This window comes from Pseudomonas sp. TE3899 (genome assembly GCF_056279105.1).
The window spans coordinates 4,882,205-4,901,125 of the sequence record NZ_JBWBQR010000001.1 but is presented as its reverse complement, the minus strand read 5'-3'; the positions used below and the strand labels follow the sequence as shown (position 1 = coordinate 4,901,125).

Sequence of the window (18,921 nt, the reverse complement as noted above, 5' to 3'; positions counted from 1 at the left end):
CAACTGCATCGCCTGTCCCCCCGGAGTCTCACCATGCTCAAAGCAGCCATCGTCCTGATGCTGATTGCCACGGTTGTCAGCCTGTTCAGCGGCCTGTTTTTTCTGGTCAAGGACGACAGCAGCTCGAACCGCCTGGTCATTGCCCTGAGTATTCGTGTAGCCCTGGCCGCTACCACCGTTGGCTTGATCGCCTGGGGCTTTTTCAGCGGCCAATTGGTGTCCCATGTTCCGTGGTAGCTGCAAGTGGCAAGCTGCAAGCTGCAAGTTCAACGCTTGAAGCTTGAAGCTCAAAACTTGCCGCTCTAAAGCACATACACGAAAACGAACAAACCGATCCAAACCACATCCACGAAGTGCCAGTACCAACTCGCCGCCTCGAAGCCGAACTGGTGCTCGTTATCGAAGTGCCCGCGCATGATCCGCATCAGCATCACGAACAGGATGATGGTGCCGATGGTCACGTGGGCGCCGTGGAACCCGGTGAGCATGAAGAACGTCGCGCCGTAGATGCCCGAACCGAGAGTCAGTCCCAGTTCGTGGTAGGCGTGCATGTACTCTTCGGCCTGCAAGGCGAGGAAGCCGCAACCCAGCAACACCGTGATCGCCAGCCAGATTTTCAGCGCGCCGCGATGGCCCTTTTTCAAGGCGTGGTGGGCGATGGTCACGGTGACGCTGGAGCTGACCAGCAAAATCGTGTTGATCAGCGGCAGGCCCCACGGGCTGATGACTTCCTTGGGTGGCGGGAACAGTTTTGGGTCCGGCGTATGCAGCAGCGGCCAGGTGAACTGGAAGTTCGGCCACAGCATATGCGCGATGCCTTTCGGGCCTTCACCCCCCAGCGCCGGGCCGGAGATGTGCCGCACATAAAACAGCGCGCCGAAGAAGGCGATGAAGAACATCACCTCGGAGAAGATGAACCAGCTCATGCCCCAGCGGAACGAGCGATCCATCTGTGCGCTATACAAGCCTTGGCGACCTTCCTTGATCACCGTGCCGAACCAGCCGAACAGCATGTACGCCAGCAGCAGGCCGCCGACGAAGAAGATCAGCGGGCCGTGGGATTCCGGGCGCGCCGCTTTCAGGTCGTTGAACCAGGTCGCCAGGCCGAATACCGTGACCAACATGCCGACCGTGGCGATGATCGGCCATTTGCTCTGGGCCGGTACGAAATAGTGTTCATGAGTTGCCATTTATTGTTCTCCTTATCGGGCACGCTCAACCGCCAGTGTTTACAGCGACCGGTGGATGTCGGGCGGTGATATCGAACAGCGTGTAGGACAGCGTCAGGTGCTTCACATCCTTGGGCATGTCACGGTCAACGATGAAACGTACTGGCATCTCGATTCGCTCACCGGGCTGCAGCACTTGCTGGGTAAAGCAGAAACATTCGGTCTTGTGGAAGTACGCCGCCGCTTCACTGGGGGCGATACTCGGCACGGCTTGCGCGCTCATCGGGCGGTCGGTGGGGTTGTAGGCGACGAAAATCATTTCGTTCACCGCCCCCGGGTGCGCCGTCAGCTCGTTGCCCTTGGGATAGAACTCCCAGACCATGTCGGCGTTATTGGTCGACAGAAACTGCACGCGCACCTGGCGCGAGGTGTCGACCGTTTGCTCGCCCTCGTACTGCCCGGCGGTTTTGCCGTTGATGCCGAACGCTTTGCACATCACGTCGTAAATCGGCACCAGGGCAAAGCCGAACACAAACATGGCTACCACCACCATCAGCAGGCGAGTGACCAGCTTCTTCAACGAAATCGAATCAGCCATGATTCCAACCCTCACCGCATAACCCTGTGGCAGCGAGCTTGCTTGATGAACACTGACCTGTGGCGAGGGGGTTTACCCCCGTTCGGCTGCGCAGCAGTCGTAAAACCAGCGCCTGCGGTATGCCTGATACACCACGATCACAGGTTTTGGGGCCGCTTCGCGATCCAACGGGGGCAAGCCCCCTCGCCACAAGGGCTTGGTCAGCGCTTACAGAGGTGATGTTCATTTCACTTCCGGCGGCGTAGTGAAGGTGTGATACGGCGCCGGCGACGGCACGCTCCACTCCAGGCCTTCGGCCCCTTCCCACGGTTTGGCCGGTGCTGGCGGGCCACCGCGGATGGTCTTGATCACGATGAACAGGAAGAACAACTGCGTGGTGCCGAACATGAACGCGCCAATCGACGACACCATGTTGAAGTCGGCGAACTGCAGGTTGTAGTCCGGAATCCGCCGCGGCATGCCCGCCAGCCCGACGAAGTGCATCGGGAAGAACGTCAGGTTCATGCCCACGAACGACAGCCAGAAGTGCAGCTTGCCGAGGGTTTCGTCGTACATGTGGCCGGTCCATTTCGGCAGCCAGTAGTACGCCGAGGCGAAGATCCCGAAGATCGCCCCCGGCACCAGCACGTAGTGGAAATGCGCGACCACGAAGTAGGTGTCCTGGTACTGGAAGTCCGCCGGGGCGATGGCCAGCATCAGCCCGGAGAACCCGCCGATGGAGAACAGGATCACGAACGCCACCGCGAACAACATTGGCGTTTCGAAGGTCAGCGAGCCTTGCCACATGGTGCTCGCCCAGTTGAACACCTTCACGCCCGTGGGCACCGCGATCAGCAGCGTTGCGTACATGAAGAACAGCTCGCCCACCAGCGGAATGCCGACCACGAACATGTGGTGGGCCCAGACGATGAACGACAGGAACGCGATGCTCGCCGTGGCGTAGACCATCGAGGTGTAGCCGAACAGCGGCTTGCGCGAGAAGGTCGGGATGATCGAGCTGACGGCACCGAAGGCCGGCAGGATCATGATGTACACCTCGGGATGCCCGAAGAACCAGAACACATGCTGGAACAGCACCGGGTCACCGCCACCGGCGGCACTGAAGAAACTGGTGCCGAAGTGGATGTCCATCAGCATCATCGTCACGCACCCGGCCAGCACCGGCATTACCGCGATCAGCAGGAATGCGGTGATCAGCCAGGTCCAGACGAACAGCGGCATTTTCATCAGCGTCATGCCGGGGGCGCGCAGGTTGAGGATGGTCGCGATCACGTTGATCGCGCCCATGATCGAGCTGATGCCCATCAAGTGGATGGCGAAGATAAAGAAGGTCACGCTTTCCGGCGCGTAGGTCGTGGAGAGCGGGGCGTAGAAGGTCCAGCCGAAGTTCGGCCCGCCACCGGCGGTGAACAGGGTCGACACCAGCAGGATGAACGCCGCCGGCAACAGCCAGAAGCTGAAGTTGTTCATCCGTGGCAGGGCCATGTCCGGCGCGCCGATCATCAACGGGATCATCCAGTTGGCGAGGCCGACAAACGCCGGCATCACCGCACCGAACACCATCACCAGGCCGTGCATGGTGGTCATCTGGTTGAAGAACGCCGGTTCGACGATTTGCAGCCCCGGCTGGAACAGCTCGGCGCGAATCACCATCGCGAACGAGCCACCGAGCAGGAACATGGAAAACGCGAACCACAGGTACAGCGTGCCGATGTCCTTGTGGTTGGTGGTCAGCACCCAACGCATCAGGCCCTTGGCGGGACCGTGGGCGTGGTCGGTGGCATGACCATGATCATCGATGACAGCACTCATGGCCGTTCTCCTGAGAACGAATGGGCTGGGCAGGCCGGGGCGCACTGCCCCGACCGGTTCCTGACGTGCGCGATAGACCGGGTCATTTGCTTTCCGCCTGTTTCAGCTCCAGCACTTCTTTAGGAGTGACCATGTCGCCTTTGTTATTGCCCCAGGCGTTACGTTCGTAGGTCACGACCGCCGCGATATCGACTTCCGAGAGCTGCTTGCCGAACGCCGCCATGGCGGTGCCCGGTTTGCCGAAGTAGACGCGGTGCAGGTGGTCGGCTTTCGGTCCGGTGGCAATCGGCGAGCCTTTGAGCGCCGGGAACATCGGCGGCAGGCCCTGGCCTTCGGCCTGGTGACAGGCCACGCACGTGGTGTGGTAGATCTTGTCGCCACGTTCCTTGAGCTCGTCGAGGGTCCATTCCTTGCTGGTCAGCTCTTTGAGCTGCAGGGCTTCAGCCTTGCGCTCGGCCAGCCACTTGTCGTAATCGGCCTTTTCCTTGACCTCGACCACGATTGGCATGAAGCCATGGTCCTTGCCGCACAACTCGGCGCACTGGCCACGGTAGATGCCGGGCTTGTCGATGCGGGTCCAGGCTTCGTTGACGAACCCCGGAATCGCATCGCGCTTGACCGCGAAGGCCGGCACCCACCAGGAGTGGATAACGTCGGCGGAGGTCACCAGGAAGCGCACCTTGGCGCCAATCGGCAGCACCAACGGCTTGTCGACCTCGAGCAAGTAGTGCTCGCCTTTGGCCTCCTTGTTATGGATCTGGTCCTGGGGCGTGGCCAGGTTGCTGAAGAACTCGACGTCCTGGCCCAGGTATTTGTAGTGCCACTTCCACTGATAGCCGGTGATCTGGATATCGATATCCGGCTCACTGGCGTCGTACATCTTGATCAGGGTCGCCGTCGCGGGAACCGCCATGGCCACCAAAATGATGAAGGGCACGATGGTCCAGAGGATTTCGACGGTGGTGCTTTCATGAAATTTGGCGGCCACCTGCCCGGTCGAGCGGCGGTGGACCATCATCGACCAGAACATGGCGCCGAAGACGATGATGCCGATCACTACACAGATCCAGAAGATGGTCATGTGCAGGTCGAATACTGCGTGACTGATTTCAGTCGCTCCCGGCGCCATATTCACAGTCCAGGCCGCTTGTGCCTGGCTGAAAATTGACCACAACAGGAGGCCCATCCAGACGTGTGGATGTCGCATCATTGCGGGTTCCCCTTATCGTTCTTGTTATCCCGCCGGCTTTCACCAACGGCAAGGGAGCGGCTTTTTCAGACTACGAACTTGAATTGCCGAGCCTTGCTGCGTGTGCAGTCGGGCGTCATCAGCTAACTCCATTCCCACCCGAGTATAGACAGCGACCGCTACCTCGCAACGTGAGGGCGTAAATGATCTGAAACAGCTGGGACTTGCGTTCAAGGGCACGAATGGAGAAGGATGCAGACGAGTGGTGGCAAAATAGATATAACTTCGAAGTATCAAGGATGAAATAATTATGACAAATGCGTCTTAGGAAATTTCCTACGCCAGCTAAGTTATGTCTTCCCTATTTCACAGCCTTTGTTTCCTGGAGTTTTCATGAACACCGCCGCATTGCGCGAGCAGATCCAAAAAGCCCAACAACACGAGGCCGAGACCGGCCTGTTAACTCGTCAACTGGAAACCCAACTGCCTCACCTGCACGCTGCCATCCAACTCCCGGATGTCGATGCCAAAGGCGTGATGACCCGTTTTGTGACGGCTTATATAGAACAAGTGCCGGACCTGTTGGACGCAGCCAATGATGTCGCACGGGAAGCGGGCATCGAATCGCAGATCAAACCGGTGCTGAAAATCGCCGAGCAGTTCTTCCTCCAGCCGCCGGCGATCATGACCGGGCATATCGGCCTGGACAGCCTGCTGGACGAAGCCTATCTGGCGCATCGGTTGGTCGAAGAGGTCAATGACCTGTACATCAAGCATTTTGGCCAGCCACTGATCCCCTTGGACATGACTGTCGCCAACCTGATTGCCCACCAACTGATCGGCGAGGAATTTGCCAACCAGCTGGATGAGGCGGTGCATCACGCCGTGGACGAGATGCTTAACGAAGACAGTTTCGCGCTGGAATCGGTGGAGGCCTACCGCGAGAAACTCAACAGCCCGGACACCGGTGCTGCGTGGAAACGCTGGCCGTGCCTGTCGCGCCAGTTGGGCGTGGGCCTGGAGCTGGATCAGCCAGCCGCCTAAACGACACATCCCGCTGTAGGAGCAAGGCTTGCCCGCGATGGCGTACTCAAGTACGCCAAAAGCTTCGCGAGCAAGCTTCGCTCCTACAGGTTACGTATTACCCGGCGGAACCTACGCCGGATGTGGTCCGTAAACGCCCCTCCAACCGACGCTTCAACCCCCGCGCTTCAATCACCAATTTCGAGCCCTTGGCCGCATTTGCCCGGCCCCACTCCTCAAGTAACTCCAGACACGAATGGTCGATGTAGCTCAGGTTATTGAGCGGCACATGCACCGTCGCGCCCGCGGGAATGGTCCCCAGTACTTGAGTCAGCGCCGGCACCTTGAGAAAGGTCGCCGCACCGATCAAACGCAGCTCCATTTCGCCGTCCTTGGGCAGGTCGATCAGGCTGATCTTCAGTCGCGAGGCTTTCCAGGCCAGTTTGGCCAGGGTCAGGCCGAAGCCGATCAGCACGCCGGTCAGCAGGTCGGTGAAGATGATCGCCAATGCGGTCGCCGCATAGGTAAACATCGGCATCCGGCCGTAACGGCCCAGGCCGCGAAAGGCCTTGAGGTCCACCAGTTTGAACCCGGTGTAGACCAGCACACCCGCCAGGCTCGCCACCGGAATGCTTTGCAGCACGCTGGACAGCAACAGCACGAACGCCAGCAACCACAGGCCATGGAAAATGGCCGAGTAGCGGGTTGTTGCACCGGCTTGGACGTTGGCCGAACTGCGCACGATCACGCCGGTCATCGGCAGTGCGCCGAGCAAACCGCAGAGCATGTTGCCCACGCCTTGTGCCGACAATTCCCGGTCGAAGTCCGAACGCTCGCCGCTGTGCATGCGGTCCACGGCGGCAGCCGAGAGCAGGGTTTCGGCGCTGGCGATAAAGGCCACGGCGAACGCGGCGATCAGGATCGTCGGATCGGCCAGGTTGAGCAGGTCCGCCGGTTTCAGCCAGTCGATGGCTTCCGCCAGATTGGCCGGGACTTCCACGCGTTTGACCTGCAAGGCGAGCATCAGGCTGGCAACCGTCGCCAGACCGACACCCAGCAAGGCACCGGGCACGAACCGCAGGGAATGAGGGCGGAATTTTTCCCACAACCACATCACCGCAATCGTCGACAGCCCGAGCAAACCGGCCTGCCAGCCAAAGGACGGCAAGGCCTGGAGCACCGCCGCCGGAAAAGCCGCCAGGTTATCCAGCCCGGACGGTTTGGGCACGGCATCGAGCATCACATGCACTTGTGACAGCACGATCAACACGCCAATCCCGGCGAGCATGCCGTAGACCACCGCCGGTGCCGTCACCCGAAACCAGCAGCCCAATTTGAAGCGCCCGGCCAGCAGTTGCAGAAAACCCGCCAGTAGCAGGATCGGTCCGAGCATGGCGACACCATGCTGGCGCACCAGCTCGAACACCAACACCGCCAGACCCGCCGCCGGGCCGCTGACTTGCAGCGGTGAGCCGGCAATCCAGCCTACGACCAGGCCACCGATGATCCCGGTGATCAGGCCTTTGGCCGGCGGCAACCCCGAGGCGATGGCGATGCCCATGCACAAGGGCAGGGCCACCAGGAACACAACCACCGAAGCCAACAGCTCCCGTGGCAGAACAGCTTTCAGTTGCGCAGCACGCATAGGGAATCTCCCGAAGTTTTCTTCAGGCATGGCAAAGCCTGGCTGCTCAATCGGCAGCCTCGGCTCAACCACGCTGGGGATTTAGGAGGTTTTAGAAGCGCGCTTTAGGCGTCGCCACCGGAATCGGATGACTGCCATCCAGGGGCAGGAAACAGCCCTGATCGGCGTCATAGGCTTTGATTTCGCTGGTTTCGATGCTGTAGACCCAGCCATGGATAAACAGCTGACCGTTGGCCATGCGCGAGGCCACCGATGGATGGGTGCGCAGGTGCTGCAACTGGGCGATCACATTCTCTTCGGTGAGGATGTGCATGCTTTCGCTTTCGTTAGCGCAATTGCAGTTTTCCTGGACCATGGTTTTCGCCACTTCGGCGTGCCGCAGCCAGGCTTTGACGGTGGGCATTTTTTCCAGGCTTTGCGGGTTGAGCACCGCGCGCATGGCGCCGCAATCGGAATGGCCGCAAATGATGATGTGTTGCACGCCCAAGGCCAGCACCGCGTATTCGATGGCCGTGGAAACGCCGCCGTTCATTTGCCCATAAGGTGGCACAACGTTGCCGACGTTACGGGTCACGAACAAATCACCCGGGGAGCTTTGGGTAATCAACTCCGGCACGATGCGCGAATCGGCGCAGGCGATGAACATCGCCCGTGGGCTCTGGGCCGTGGCGAGTTTCTTGAAGAGTTCTTCCTGCTGCGGAAAGACTTCGTGATGAAAATGCAAAAAGCCGTCAACGATATGCTTCAGCGCTGCATCGGCGGATTCCGCCTCGGGAAGCGCTTGCGCCGACGCAGCCAGCGGCTGTTTATCCTTGTCACTCATGATTCATCCTCTTTGACGGAGTCGGGGGAAGTTTCCCGTTTTGTCCGATATGAAGCCAGTGGCTGTTTAAAAAACGTCCAGGTCGAAGATCTCGACCCATCAGTCACTCGATGAACAAGGTAACTGCCGAAACTTAACTCAAACTGAATCAAACGCTCTAGAACGTGTGTTCCAGGTCACAAAAAACGTGACCGGCGTAATGGCGCAGTGCCTTTTACCCTACTCAACCTTAGGCCAATTGTCCTTAAATCAACGACATTTGGCGACCCGGCGGACAGAAGGCATCGCAGTCCAGATTAAACCCTTCGCGCCGATTGAGCCCCAGGCGTTTGATGGACTTGGCGAAGCGTTGGGCCAACAGGTTGGCGAACGGTCCTTCACCGCGCATCCGCGCACCGAAACGGCTGTCGTACAGCTCCCCCCCTCGACTCTGGCGGATCAGGCTCAGCACATGCGCCGCACGCTGCGGGTAGTGGGCGGCCAGCCATTCCTCGAACAGCGGCGCGACCTCCAGCGGCAGGCGCAACATCATATAGGCCGCGCTCTGGGCCCCGGCCGCGTGGGCTTCGGTGAGCAGGCTTTCAAGCTCGCTGTCATTGATCATCGGAATCATCGGTGAGCACAAGACCCCCACCGGAATCCCCGCTTCGCGCATCACCCGAATGGCCCGCAACCGCGCCTTGGGTGCCGCCGCGCGAGGTTCGAGGATGCGCTTGAGTTCATCGTCCAGGGTGGTGAGGCTGATCATCACCGCCACAAGGCGCTGTTCGGCGAGCTCAACCAGCAGATCCAGGTCGCGCAGGATCAGCGAACCCTTGGTAATGATGGTCACCGGATGCCGGTAACGCAGCAGCACTTCCAGGGTTTGCCGGGTGATCTTGTGTTCGCGCTCGATCGGCTGATAAGGATCAGTGTTGGAGCCCAGGTTGATTGGCGCACATTGATAGCCGCGTTTGGACAGTTGCTCCTCCAGCACGTCGGCGGCGTTGGTCTTGGCGATCAGCCTGGTTTCGAAATCCAGCCCCGGCGACATGTCCCAATAGGCATGGCTGGGTCGCGCGTAGCAATAGATGCATCCATGCTCGCAGCCGCGATAGGGATTGATCGAACGGTCGAAGGGCAGGTCCGGCGAGTTATTGCGGGTGATGATGGTTTTCGCCGTCTCGATACGCACTTCGGTGCCCTGGGTGACCGGCGCTTCCTGATACCAGCCGTCATCCTCGGCCACCGAACGGTTCGGCGCGAAGCGGTTGTGCGGGTTGGTGGCGGTGCCGCGACCGCGAGGGGGCAATGGCGTGTGCATTAGATGATCCTGCGATGCTGTATGCACATACAGTATCGCAGGAGGCAATCGGCGACCAGTGCCGTTCGGCGTCCGGAGCGACGCCGTTTTCAAGTTAACAAGCGTTTCAGAGCTTGAGGTCCCTCATTGATCTGGAGGATTTTGCAATGACCCTGTAGGTCGGTTCATCTTTATGGCTGATCGGTTCTACCTTGAACACTTCGGTAACTTGCTCTTCTTTAAGTGCTGAAGATCTAATGATTAAATCGGGTAAGCTCAAGTTGTACTGGTGGCTATAAGCCCCGATTTGGTGAAATCACGAAACATATAATCAGTTGTCTGCCGGCTGATAGTCTAATTAAAATCCGCAGCACACGGATTCTCGTGTTTAACTTAATTAAATGGAATTAACCCATGTCGTTTTTTAATCAGCGCGGTATCTTTTTGCAGCTAATGGCTCCAAGTATTGTTAGCCCGAACGAGGTACAAGTCTCGATGCAACTTGCCCGCAAAGAAATGGGCTGGGACGCGGTCAATGAAGAACAGACCGAATCTCTGGTGGATTCCATCACTGTTACTGCGGTGTCCGGCGATGCCGGCCAGTCCTTCAGTATCAACACTGTCCCAAGCGATGTAGACGGTGACGGTGATATCGATGGCGCTGACAAGGCAAAGCTGTTGGCTCTGGCCAAGGCATACGCGGCCATCGTCAATCCTTGATACGCGGTTAGTTGATCAACCTGCATGATCACTCATGCAGGTTTTTATGCGCGTGACGATTTAGTTATGTTGCGTAAGTTGGCCAAGGTCATCGCTGGATGTTGTTTTCATATCGTCTTTGCGCAACTCCGCCACCTCGCCGGGTTTAACTATCGACCCTTTATTTCCCCAACTCGTACGGATGAAAGTTACGACTTCCGCCACTTCCTGATCCGACAAGCGCCAGGCAAACCCAGGCATGGTGAAGGTTGAAGGCGCGGTGTGAGTCGCCGGTAACGTACCGCCCTTGAGTACGATGTGAATCAGCGACGTCGCATCTTCCGACTGCAACACCGGGTTGCCCGCCAGCGCCGGGAACACCCGCGTATAGCCATGGCCGTCCGTCCGGTGACAGGCAGCGCAGTTGTCGATGTACACCGAGGCGCCCGGCTTGCTGTCATCACCCTTCCACAGTGCCTGGGCGACTTGCTTGTCGTACTGGTGCGGCTGGTCGTTAGGGTCGTTGGCTGGCAGGGACTTGAGGTAGCGGGCAATCGCGGTCAGGTCGGCGTCGGTCATGTATTGCATGCTGTGGGTCACCACATCGCTCATGCCGCCGAATACTGCACTGCGGTCGCTGCGGCCGGTCTTGAGGAATTGCACCAGTTGCTCTTCGCTCCAGCTACCGAGGCCGTCCTTGTGGTCGCCCCGCAGACTTTTCGCGATCCAGCCTTCCAGCGGCGCGCTGCCTGACAGAAACGTGCTGCCTTCGCTCGCATTCAGGGATTTTTCCTGCATGGTCAGGGCGCGCGGCGTATGGCAGGCGCCGCAATGTCCCAGGCCTTCCACCAGATACGCCCCACGGCTGACGACCGCATCGGCGCCGGGCGCTGCCTGGTAATCCGCCACGGCCGGGGCGAACAGCCAGCGCCAGCCCATCAGCGGCCAACGCATGCTCAACGGCCAGGGAATGTCGCTGGTCTTGTTCTCTTGGGCCACTGGCGCCACGCCGTGCATGAAGTAGGCATACAAGGCCTGCATGTCGGTTTGGTTGACGCTGGCGTAGGACGGATACGGCATCGCCGGGTACAAGGTGCTGCCGTTTTTGGCCACACCGTGGCGCACCGCTTTGTCGAAGTCTTCGAAGCTGTAGTCCCCGAGGCCGGTTTTGTCCGGGGTGATGTTGGTGGAGTAGATCGTGCCGATCGGTGTTTCCATCGGCAAGCCGCCGGCGAACGGCTTGCCGTCCTTGGCGGTGTGGCAGGCCACGCAGTCGCCGGCCCGGGCCAGGTATTCGCCTTGTTTGATCAGATTTTGATCAACTTCTGCGGCGCAGATCGAGCCACTGCCGAGCAGGAAGAAGGTCGCGATAACGAGTGCTTTCATGGTGATCGCTCCTTAAGCCTGAACCAGCGGGCCGGGGTTTTTCAGGTACTGCTCGCGGATCGCCCGGGCCGACCAGTAGGTCAACGCCGCCACCAGACCTGTAGGGTTGTAGCCCAGGCCTTGTGGGAAAGCGGATGCACCAGGGACGAATACGTTGTGCACGTCCCAGCTCTGCAAGTAGCGGTTCAGCGCACTGGTTTTCGGGTCGGTGCCCATGATCGCGCCACCGTTGAGGTGAGTGGTCTGGTAGGCCGCAGTGTTGAAGTGATCACCGACCTGTTTGCCGATCACCGCGATGGCTTTGGGGCCCATGGCTTCGGCGATCTTGCCCATTTTCTCGACCATGAAGCGGTTCATCTTGATGTCGTTTTCCTGCCAGTCGAAGGTCATCCGCAGCAGCGGCAAGCCGTAGGAATCGCGGTACACCGGGTCGAGATCGAGGTAGTTGCCACGGTAGGACTGATGCGCACCGTGGGCGTCCATCGACACCTGATGGGTGTAGTAATCGGCGGTGGCGCGTTTCCAGGCACTGCCCCAGGCCGGTGTGCCCGGCGGGTTGGAGGTCCCGGCGATCGGTCGGCTGCCGGCCTGGTTGACCCACATCGGCGAACCGCCGACGAAGCCATGAGGGCCGTGATCGAAGTTGTCAGCGTTGAAATCATCGATCGCCACGCCATTGCCGCCGGCTCCGATGAAGTTGTTGGTGTGGGTGCCCTTGTCAAAGAACGCCTTGATCGTGGCCATGTTCTGGTAGGCGAAGTTCTTGCCGACCACGCCTTCGCCACTGATCGGGTCGTACGGCTTGCCGATGCCGGACAGCAGCATCAAGCGCACGTTGTGGAACTGGAAGGCGCCGAGGATCACCAGGTCGGCGGGTTGCTCGATCTCCCGGCCCTGGCCATCGATATAGGTCACGCCGGTGGCTTTGCTCTTGGTGCTGTCGAGATTGACCCGCAGCACGTGGGAGTTGGCGCGCAGTTCGAAATTCGGCAGCGGCTTGAGCGCCGGCAGAATGTTCACGTTGGGCGATGCCTTGGAATACATGTAGCAGACGTAACCGCTGCAAAAACCGCAGAAGTTGCACGGGCCCATCTGTGCGCCGTAGGGATTGGTGTACGGGCCGGAGGTGTTGGCCGACGGCAGGTTGTAGGGTTTGTAACCCACGGCTGTGGCGGCTTTCTGAAACAGTTGTGCGGAAACGGTGTTCTTCTGCGATTCCAGCGGGAAGGGGTTCGAGCGATCCGGCGCGTAAGGGTTGCCGCCCTTGCCTTCACCGACCAGCTGACCGTTCACCGTCCAGGCCTGGCCCGAGGTGCCGAACACTTTTTCGGCGTAATCGAAAAACGGTTCCAGTTCTTCATAGCTGACGCCGAAGTCCTGGATAGTCATGTCCTTGGGGATGAAGTGTTTGCCGTAGCGTTCTTCGTAATGGCTGCGCATCCGCAACTCAATCGGATCAACCCGAAAGTGCACGCCGGACCAGTGCAGACCCGCGCCGCCCACGCCATTGCCGGGCAGGAACGCGCCGAGCTGGCGGTTCGGCAGGGCGATGTCATTCACGCTATGGCGAATGGTCACGGTTTCTTTGGAGATGTCCTGGAAGAGTTTTTTCCGCACGCTGTAGGTGAGTTCGTCGATCACCTGGGGATAGTTGCCGTCGGGGTAAGTGTCCTGCATCGGCCCGCGCTCCAGCGCCAGCACGTTCAGGCCCGCTTCTGTCAGCTCCTTGGCCATGATCGCGCCCGTCCAGCCAAAACCGACGATCACTGCGTCGACCTTCTTCATTACCGTTGCCATGGCTTATGCCCTCTCGCCGCGAATCGAAACTGCCGGGAAGGGGTATTGCTCGTTGCGTTCCACCCAATCCATGAAATCGGCGCGGGCGCCGGGGAAGCCGATCATGGTCCAGCCGACCATGCCTTTGTTGCCGCCGTGGATCGGGTCGCAGAAGAACCCTTCCTTGGTGTTTTGCAGCAGCAGGTTGAAGAAAATTTTCGACGGCACGCTGGCGAAATCGGGTTTTCCGGCCTCGAGTTGCTTGAGCAAATCGTCTCGGGTAGCGCTGTCTTGCTCAGCAAATACTTTACCGTTGAAGGTTTTCGACCAAGCGTCCGTGGCGGCGATGCCCAGGCGATAGATCTCTTTGGGTACGAGTTTGCTCTGCCAGCCCATTTCCGCCGGGGCGTCGGCATTGAACGGACCCTGCATGAACCACAACGCGCCGGCGGCGTACGGGGTGTTCATCTGGCGATCGATGTATTCCGGCACGCCGGCTTCCAGGGCGCCGGGGCCTTGGGCATCGTTCGGGATCAGTTGAGCGACGGCGGCCTTGATGAATGCCCATTCTTCGGCGGTGAAGTAGCTGGGTTCATAGGTGCTGGCGCCGACGGGCGTCTTGCCGGGACTGGCAGGCGCCGCTTCGGGTGCGGCGAGCAGGACAGAACTGCCCAGCGCGGTGCTGGCGACGGTGACCACCGGGATCAAGGTCAGGGATTTGCGCAAAAACTCACGCCGGGGGTTGTCTCGATCTTGATCAGACATGGGGGTGCACCTCATCAGGCATTGATGGTTTTTTAGCCGTTTCGTGGAGCGGCTTTTCGTTTTGGCAGGAATGGGGACGATGGTTAATGAGTAAACCTCCCGCATTTCTGCAAACTTTGGTAACAAATGGTAGCAGCCTAAGTATCAAGAAAAACCGATTCAGCCTAAATAAACCGGGCTTTTGCGACGAAAGTCGCCTGCGGTGCGATGGATTCACGATTCTTTGACAGGCGGCTCACGGCCCTTTGACCGCTCAAAGCCGAAGCTGACTGTCATCAATCCGCTTCCTCCTGCACGGTCCCAGCATGTCTAAAACCCGTCTTATCCCTGCGATGTGCCTGTCGCTGGTTGCCTTTTTCAACCTGTCGCTGGCCATGGCCGACGATGCCGTTTCACCTCGGCCTGCGGAATGGGCGCAGTCGGTGGAGACGAAGTACAACCTCTTTCAGATGTCCCCGACCCTTTACCGCAGCGCCTTGCCCGATAGCGCAATAGTGCCGCTGCTGGAAAAGCTCAAGGTTGGAACCGTTATCAACTTCCTGCCTGAATCGGACTCCCGCTGGCTGACCACGCCTGGCATCAATCAGGTCCAACTGCCTTACCGCACCAATCACGTGGATGACGCGCAGGTACTCGCCGCCCTGCGCGCGATTCAGACCGCTGAGGCCAAAGGCCCGGTGCTGATGCATTGCAAACACGGTTCTGATCGCACTGGCCTGATGGCCGCGATGTATCGGGTAGTGGTGCAGGGCTGGAGCAAGGAAGACGCGCTGAAAGAAATGACCGAAGGTGGTTTTGGCGACAGCACCCACTTCAGGGAGGGCGTTCGCTACATGATGCAGGCCGATGCCGACAAACTGCGCACCGCGCTGGCCAATGGCGATTGCAGCACCAGCCCGTTCGCCATGTGCTCGATGAAGAGCTGGTTCAAGTCGGCCAACGTCGAGAAGTAGTCAAGCGGCCCACCGTCCACACCCTTGCGGCATGGACGGCGGTATCGACTCAGTGTGGCTCGTCAGGCTTTTTCTTCAGCTTCGGGTTCGGGAAGAATTGCACTGCCTGAACCTTGGCATCCGGCGCTTTTAGCGCCGAAACGTTGACCCGCGTGCCCAATTCCTTGGGCACCGACAGGCCTTGTTCATTGAGCGTGTCGGAATAACCGCAGGCCACGCACTCTCGGTGCGGGACCTCGTCTTCGTTCCACATCATCAATTTGTCTGGCTCGCTGCACGCCGGGCAGACCGCCCCGGCGATAAAGCGTTTTTTCGTGATCACAGGCCCCTCGCTCATGCTGCCGCGTCCTCACTCAGGCCGCTGTGGCGCAAGAGTGCGTCAATCGATGGCGCACGGCCACGGAAGTCGACGAACAGCACCATCGGTTCCTGAGAACCACCGCGGGCCAGGATCGCTTCGCGGAAGGCGCGGCCGGTTTCGGCATTCAGTACGCCGTCTTCTTCGAACTTGGAGAAAGCATCGGCCGACAGCACTTCCGCCCACTTGTAGCTGTAGTAACCCGCCGCGTAACCGCCGGCGAAGATGTGGGCGAAGCTGTTCGGGAAGCGGTTGTAGGCCGGCGGACGCATCACCGAGACTTCGTCGCGCACGCCTTCGAGCACTTGCGCCACACTGCGGCCATCGCCGTGGGTGGCATGCAGTTCGAAGTCGAACAGCGAGAACTCCAGTTGGCGGACCATCATCAGGCCGGACTGGAAGTTCTTCGCTGCGAGCATTTTGCCCAGCAGGTCCTGGGGCAGCGGTTCGCCGGTTTCGTAGTGACCGGAAATCAGCGCCAGGCCTTCCGGCTCCCAGCACCAGTTCTCCATGAACTGGCTTGGCAGCTCGACCGCATCCCACGCCACGCCGTTGATGCCGGACACGCCAGCATGCTCGACGCGGGTCAGCAGGTGATGCAGGCCATGGCCGAATTCGTGGAACAGGGTGGTGACTTCATCGTGGGTCAGCAGCGCAGGCTTGCCGCTGTCGGCCGGGGTGAAGTTGCACACCAGATTGGCCACCGGGCTTTGCAGCACGCCTTCAGCGGTGCGACGACGGTCGCGGGCGCCGTCCATCCAGGCCCCGCCGCGCTTGTTGGCGCGGGCGTAGAGGTCGAAGAAGAAGCGGCCGACGTGCTGGCCGTTTTCCTTGATCTCGAACAGGCGAACATCCGGGTGCCAGGTGTCGAAGCCTTTCTGCTCGGCGATTTCGATGCCGTACAGACGCTGAACGATGGCGAACAGCCCGCCCAGCACTTTGTCGATCGGGAAGTAGGCGCGCAGGGCTTCCTGGGCAACGCTGTAGCGTTGTTCACGGAGTTTTTCACCGTAGAAACCGCTGTCCCAGCTTTGCAGGTCCGGGCAGCCTTGTTCGGCGGCGTAGGCCTTGAGCTGTTGCAGGTCCTGGGCGGCGAACGGTTTGCTGCGCTTGGCCAGGTCACGTAGGAAACTGAGTACCTGGTCGCTGGATTCAGCCATTTTGGTCGCCAGACTCAGCTCCGAGAAGCTGGCGAAACCCAAGAGTCTTGCAAGCTCCTGACGCAGGTCGAGGATTTCTTCCATCACCGGGCCGTTATCGTTCTGACCGGCATTCGGGCCTTGGTCCGACGCACGGGTGCAGTAGGCGGCGTAGACTTCTTCGCGCAGGGCGCGGTCGTGGGCGTAGGTCATCACCGCGTAGTAGCTCGGGAATTCCAGGGTGATCAGGAAACCTTCCAGGCCTTTGGCCTGTGCCGCAGCAGCCATTTGCGCCTTGGCCGAATCGGTCAGGCCGGCAAGCGCGGCTTCGTCGGTAACGTGTTTGGTCCAGGCCTGGGTGGCGTCGAGCAACTGGTTGGAGAAGCGGCTGCCCAGCTCCGACAATTTGCTTTGCACTTCGGCGTAACGCTTCTGTTCGGCTTCCGGCAGATCGATACCCGACAGGCGGAAGTCACGCAGCGAGTGTTCCAGGACGGTTTTCTGCGCCACATCGAAACCGGCGGCTTCCGGGCTGTTGGCCAGGGCTTCGAAGGCTTGGAACAGTTCGCGGTTCTGGCCCATCTCGGTGGAATAGGCGCTCAGGGCTGGCAGGCAGGATTCGTAGGCTTCACGCAATTCGGCGCTGTTGCACACGGCGTTCAGGTGGCTGACCGGGCTCCAGGCAGCGCCCAGGCGATCATTGAGTTCGTCCATCGCCAGCACCAGGCCGGCCCAGGTCGGTTGTGTGGCCTGGGTTTTGAGGATCTCGATGATGGCGGCGCGGTTGTCAGCCAGGATCTGTTCAATGGCCGGTTGCACGTGCTCGGCGCGGATCGCCGAGAACGGCGGCAGGTCGTAGGACTGCAAAAGAGGGTTGTTCACGCTCACGGTTGGCACCTTGGCTGGAAGAAACATGCGGCCATCTTAATTACAATCGACGCTCACCGCAGCTATCAGCGACAGAGAGAGAACCTATCGTGACCCTTCGCAAGTATCTGAACCACACGCCACTACTGGGCAAAGGCGCTTTTGTCGATGGCTCGGCGGTGGTGATCGGCGACGTCGAAATCGGCGATGACAGCTCCGTCTGGCCGCTGACGGTGATTCGCGGCGACATGCACCGCATCCGCATCGGTGCACGCACCAGCATCCAGGATGGCTGCGTGCTGCACATCACCCATGCCGGGCCGTTCAACCCGGATGGCTTTCCGTGTTTGATCGGGGATGACGTGACCGTCGCGCACAAGGTCATGCTGCACGGCTGTTCGGTGGGCAATCGGGTGTTGATCGGCATGGGCAGCATTGTCATGGATGGCGCGGTGGTCGAGGACGATGTGATCATCGGCGCCGGCAGCCTGGTGCCGCCGGGCAAGCGCCTGGAAAGCGGTTTCCTGTATGTCGGCAGCCCGGTGAAACAGATCCGGCCATTGACTGACAAGGAACAGGCCTTTTTCACCTACAGCGCGGCGAACTACGTGAAGCTCAAGGACCTGCATCTGGCTGAAGGCTACGACCAGCTCTGAACCGTCCCACTATTGACCAGGATTTTTCATGCATTACCAAACTGTTCTGTTCGACCTCGATGGCACCCTCACCGACCCGCGCGAGGGTATTACCCGTTCGATCCAGTTCGCCCTGGCCAAACTGGGCATCGACGAGCCCGACCTGACCAAGCTCGAACACTTCATCGGCCCGCCGCTGTTGCAGGCGTTCATGCAGTTCTATGAGTTCGACGTGCCCAAGGCCTGGGAAGCGGTGAACTTTTATCGCGAGCGTTTCAAAGTCACCGGCCTGTATGAAAACCGCGTATTCGACGGCGTTACACCGCTACTGGAAACCCTGAGCGGGCAAGGGCGGCAGCTCTACATTGCCACCTCCAAACCCTGGGTGTTTGCCCGGGAAATCGCCCGGCACTTCGACTTCGCCAAGCACTTCAAAGTGATTTACGGCAGCGAACTGGATGGCACCCGCACCAACAAAGTCGAACTGATTGCCCATTTGATCGCCGAAGAAGGCCTCGACCCGGCCAACACCCTGATGATCGGCGATCGCAAACACGACTTGATCGGCGCCTGCAGCAATGGCCTGGACGCAGCGGCAGTGGGTTACGGTTTTGGCAGCCGGGAAGAACTGAGCGCCGAAGCACCGGCGTATCACTTTGAAACGCTGGAAGAGATGCATCGGGCGTTTTTGCGGCGTTAATCAATACGCCTTCGCGGGCAAGCCTCGCTCCTACAGGAAGTTCATTACATTGGTGTATCACCTGTAGGAGCGAGGCTTGCCCGCGAAGGCGTCCCAGCAGAC

The 18,921-nt window shown here is 59.7% G+C and carries 18 protein-coding genes; 6 read left to right on the top strand and 12 right to left on the bottom strand.

The annotated features are described in order from the left end of the window. Nucleotides 1-33: 33 nt before the first annotated feature. A complete protein-coding gene (locus ACZ89E_RS22245) occupies nucleotides 34-237 on the top strand; it encodes a twin transmembrane helix small protein (protein ID WP_054047979.1) in 204 nt (67 codons plus the stop codon). Between the two features lie 65 nt (nucleotides 238-302). Here ACZ89E_RS22245 and ACZ89E_RS22240 read toward each other — a convergent pair whose 3' ends face one another. The 4 genes from ACZ89E_RS22240 to coxB all read right to left on the bottom strand — a co-directional run bounded on the left by ACZ89E_RS22240 (nucleotide 303) and on the right by coxB (nucleotide 4,789). Then, on the bottom strand, nucleotides 303-1,190 hold the full coding sequence (locus tag ACZ89E_RS22240) for a cytochrome c oxidase subunit 3 (RefSeq protein ID WP_149661910.1): 888 nt from the start codon (nucleotides 1,188-1,190) through the stop codon (nucleotides 303-305). Between the two features lie 25 nt (nucleotides 1,191-1,215). After that, on the bottom strand, nucleotides 1,216-1,767 hold the full coding sequence (locus ACZ89E_RS22235; RefSeq protein WP_149661909.1) for a cytochrome c oxidase assembly protein: 552 nt from the start codon (nucleotides 1,765-1,767) through the stop codon (nucleotides 1,216-1,218). Nucleotides 1,768-1,989: 222 nt separating this feature from the next. Then, entirely contained in the window at nucleotides 1,990-3,579 is a 1,590-nt protein-coding gene (ctaD, locus tag ACZ89E_RS22230; protein ID WP_123408478.1) for a cytochrome c oxidase subunit I, read from the bottom strand. 82 nt (nucleotides 3,580-3,661) lie between these two features. Next, nucleotides 3,662-4,789, bottom strand: coding sequence for a cytochrome c oxidase subunit II (coxB, locus tag ACZ89E_RS22225; RefSeq protein WP_123408477.1), 1,128 nt, complete (start codon nucleotides 4,787-4,789; stop codon nucleotides 3,662-3,664). Nucleotides 4,790-5,161: 372 nt separating this feature from the next. Between coxB and ACZ89E_RS22220 the strand changes: the two genes are divergently transcribed. Beyond that, complete coding sequence (locus tag ACZ89E_RS22220; protein ID WP_149661908.1) at nucleotides 5,162-5,812, top strand: hypothetical protein; 651 nt, start codon at nucleotides 5,162-5,164, stop codon at nucleotides 5,810-5,812. 97 nt (nucleotides 5,813-5,909) lie between these two features. On the opposite strand, the gene ACZ89E_RS22215 is transcribed toward ACZ89E_RS22220, so the two are convergent. The 3 genes from ACZ89E_RS22215 to ACZ89E_RS22205 form a co-directional block, all read right to left on the bottom strand. Next, nucleotides 5,910-7,436, bottom strand: coding sequence for a SulP family inorganic anion transporter (locus ACZ89E_RS22215; RefSeq protein WP_149661907.1), 1,527 nt, complete (start codon nucleotides 7,434-7,436; stop codon nucleotides 5,910-5,912). A 91-nt stretch (nucleotides 7,437-7,527) separates the two neighbouring features. Continuing rightward, the gene (locus ACZ89E_RS22210; protein WP_149661906.1) at nucleotides 7,528-8,259 is read right to left on the bottom strand and encodes a carbonic anhydrase; all 732 of its coding nucleotides are present in this window, start codon (nucleotides 8,257-8,259) and stop codon (nucleotides 7,528-7,530) included. Between the two features lie 244 nt (nucleotides 8,260-8,503). Beyond that, entirely contained in the window at nucleotides 8,504-9,562 is a 1,059-nt protein-coding gene (locus ACZ89E_RS22205) for a PA0069 family radical SAM protein (protein ID WP_476256464.1), read from the bottom strand. Nucleotides 9,563-9,955: 393 nt separating this feature from the next. Between ACZ89E_RS22205 and ACZ89E_RS22200 the strand changes: the two genes are divergently transcribed. Further along, a complete protein-coding gene (locus tag ACZ89E_RS22200; protein ID WP_149661904.1) occupies nucleotides 9,956-10,261 on the top strand; it encodes a hypothetical protein in 306 nt (101 codons plus the stop codon). 60 nt (nucleotides 10,262-10,321) lie between these two features. Here ACZ89E_RS22200 and ACZ89E_RS22195 read toward each other — a convergent pair whose 3' ends face one another. From ACZ89E_RS22195 to ACZ89E_RS22185, 3 genes are read right to left on the bottom strand one after another with little or no spacing between them, the layout of a single operon-like run. Continuing rightward, complete coding sequence (locus ACZ89E_RS22195) at nucleotides 10,322-11,626, bottom strand: c-type cytochrome (protein ID WP_476256463.1); 1,305 nt, start codon at nucleotides 11,624-11,626, stop codon at nucleotides 10,322-10,324. 12 nt (nucleotides 11,627-11,638) lie between these two features. Then, nucleotides 11,639-13,423 carry a GMC family oxidoreductase gene (locus ACZ89E_RS22190; protein WP_476256462.1) on the bottom strand — a complete coding sequence of 595 codons (1,785 nt, stop codon included), beginning with the start codon at nucleotides 13,421-13,423 and terminating at the stop codon, nucleotides 11,639-11,641. A gap of 3 nt (nucleotides 13,424-13,426) precedes the next feature. Continuing rightward, nucleotides 13,427-14,167: a gluconate 2-dehydrogenase subunit 3 family protein gene (locus tag ACZ89E_RS22185; RefSeq protein ID WP_476256461.1), complete on the bottom strand. Its 741-nt coding sequence runs from the start codon at nucleotides 14,165-14,167 to the stop codon at nucleotides 13,427-13,429. Between the two features lie 305 nt (nucleotides 14,168-14,472). Between ACZ89E_RS22185 and ACZ89E_RS22180 the strand changes: the two genes are divergently transcribed. Continuing rightward, nucleotides 14,473-15,120 (top strand): phosphatase domain-containing protein, encoded by a 648-nt coding sequence (locus tag ACZ89E_RS22180; protein ID WP_476256460.1) that lies wholly within the window; start codon nucleotides 14,473-14,475, stop codon nucleotides 15,118-15,120. 49 nt (nucleotides 15,121-15,169) lie between these two features. Here ACZ89E_RS22180 and ACZ89E_RS22175 read toward each other — a convergent pair whose 3' ends face one another. After that, nucleotides 15,170-15,457, bottom strand: a complete 288-nt coding sequence (locus ACZ89E_RS22175) for a YheV family putative zinc ribbon protein (protein WP_149661899.1) — start codon at nucleotides 15,455-15,457, stop codon at nucleotides 15,170-15,172. Then, on the bottom strand, nucleotides 15,454-17,532 hold the full coding sequence (gene prlC, locus ACZ89E_RS22170) for an oligopeptidase A (protein WP_178129290.1): 2,079 nt from the start codon (nucleotides 17,530-17,532) through the stop codon (nucleotides 15,454-15,456). Before prlC ends, ACZ89E_RS22175 begins: the two co-directional genes overlap by 4 nt. A 62-nt stretch (nucleotides 17,533-17,594) precedes the next feature. Here prlC and ACZ89E_RS22165 point away from each other — a divergent pair, with 62 nt between their 5' ends. Together ACZ89E_RS22165 and ACZ89E_RS22160 are read left to right on the top strand one after the other, a co-directional pair. Continuing rightward, a complete protein-coding gene (locus tag ACZ89E_RS22165; protein WP_149661897.1) occupies nucleotides 17,595-18,140 on the top strand; it encodes a gamma carbonic anhydrase family protein in 546 nt (181 codons plus the stop codon). A gap of 28 nt (nucleotides 18,141-18,168) precedes the next feature. Further along, entirely contained in the window at nucleotides 18,169-18,819 is a 651-nt protein-coding gene (locus ACZ89E_RS22160; protein ID WP_476256459.1) for an HAD family hydrolase, read from the top strand. Nucleotides 18,820-18,921: the final 102 nt, after the last annotated feature.

Excerpts from the sequence above, each read along its gene's own strand:
- ACZ89E_RS22245 (WP_054047979.1), top strand. The coding sequence starts at position 34 with ATGCTCAAAGCAGCCATCGTCCTGATGCTGATTGCCACGGTTGTCAGC.
- ACZ89E_RS22240 (WP_149661910.1), bottom strand. The coding sequence starts at position 1,190 with ATGGCAACTCATGAACACTATTTCGTACCGGCCCAGAGCAAATGGCCG.
- ACZ89E_RS22235 (WP_149661909.1), bottom strand. The coding sequence starts at position 1,767 with ATGGCTGATTCGATTTCGTTGAAGAAGCTGGTCACTCGCCTGCTGATG.
- ctaD (WP_123408478.1), bottom strand. The coding sequence starts at position 3,579 with ATGAGTGCTGTCATCGATGATCATGGTCATGCCACCGACCACGCCCAC.
- coxB (WP_123408477.1), bottom strand. The coding sequence starts at position 4,789 with ATGATGCGACATCCACACGTCTGGATGGGCCTCCTGTTGTGGTCAATT.
- ACZ89E_RS22220 (WP_149661908.1), top strand. The coding sequence starts at position 5,162 with ATGAACACCGCCGCATTGCGCGAGCAGATCCAAAAAGCCCAACAACAC.
- ACZ89E_RS22215 (WP_149661907.1), bottom strand. The coding sequence starts at position 7,436 with ATGCGTGCTGCGCAACTGAAAGCTGTTCTGCCACGGGAGCTGTTGGCT.
- ACZ89E_RS22210 (WP_149661906.1), bottom strand. The coding sequence starts at position 8,259 with ATGAGTGACAAGGATAAACAGCCGCTGGCTGCGTCGGCGCAAGCGCTT.
- ACZ89E_RS22205 (WP_476256464.1), bottom strand. The coding sequence starts at position 9,562 with ATGCACACGCCATTGCCCCCTCGCGGTCGCGGCACCGCCACCAACCCG.
- ACZ89E_RS22200 (WP_149661904.1), top strand. The coding sequence starts at position 9,956 with ATGTCGTTTTTTAATCAGCGCGGTATCTTTTTGCAGCTAATGGCTCCA.
- ACZ89E_RS22195 (WP_476256463.1), bottom strand. The coding sequence starts at position 11,626 with ATGAAAGCACTCGTTATCGCGACCTTCTTCCTGCTCGGCAGTGGCTCG.
- ACZ89E_RS22190 (WP_476256462.1), bottom strand. The coding sequence starts at position 13,423 with ATGGCAACGGTAATGAAGAAGGTCGACGCAGTGATCGTCGGTTTTGGC.
- ACZ89E_RS22185 (WP_476256461.1), bottom strand. The coding sequence starts at position 14,167 with ATGTCTGATCAAGATCGAGACAACCCCCGGCGTGAGTTTTTGCGCAAA.
- ACZ89E_RS22180 (WP_476256460.1), top strand. The coding sequence starts at position 14,473 with ATGTCTAAAACCCGTCTTATCCCTGCGATGTGCCTGTCGCTGGTTGCC.
- ACZ89E_RS22175 (WP_149661899.1), bottom strand. The coding sequence starts at position 15,457 with ATGAGCGAGGGGCCTGTGATCACGAAAAAACGCTTTATCGCCGGGGCG.
- prlC (WP_178129290.1), bottom strand. The coding sequence starts at position 17,532 with ATGTTTCTTCCAGCCAAGGTGCCAACCGTGAGCGTGAACAACCCTCTT.
- ACZ89E_RS22160 (WP_476256459.1), top strand. The coding sequence starts at position 18,169 with ATGCATTACCAAACTGTTCTGTTCGACCTCGATGGCACCCTCACCGAC.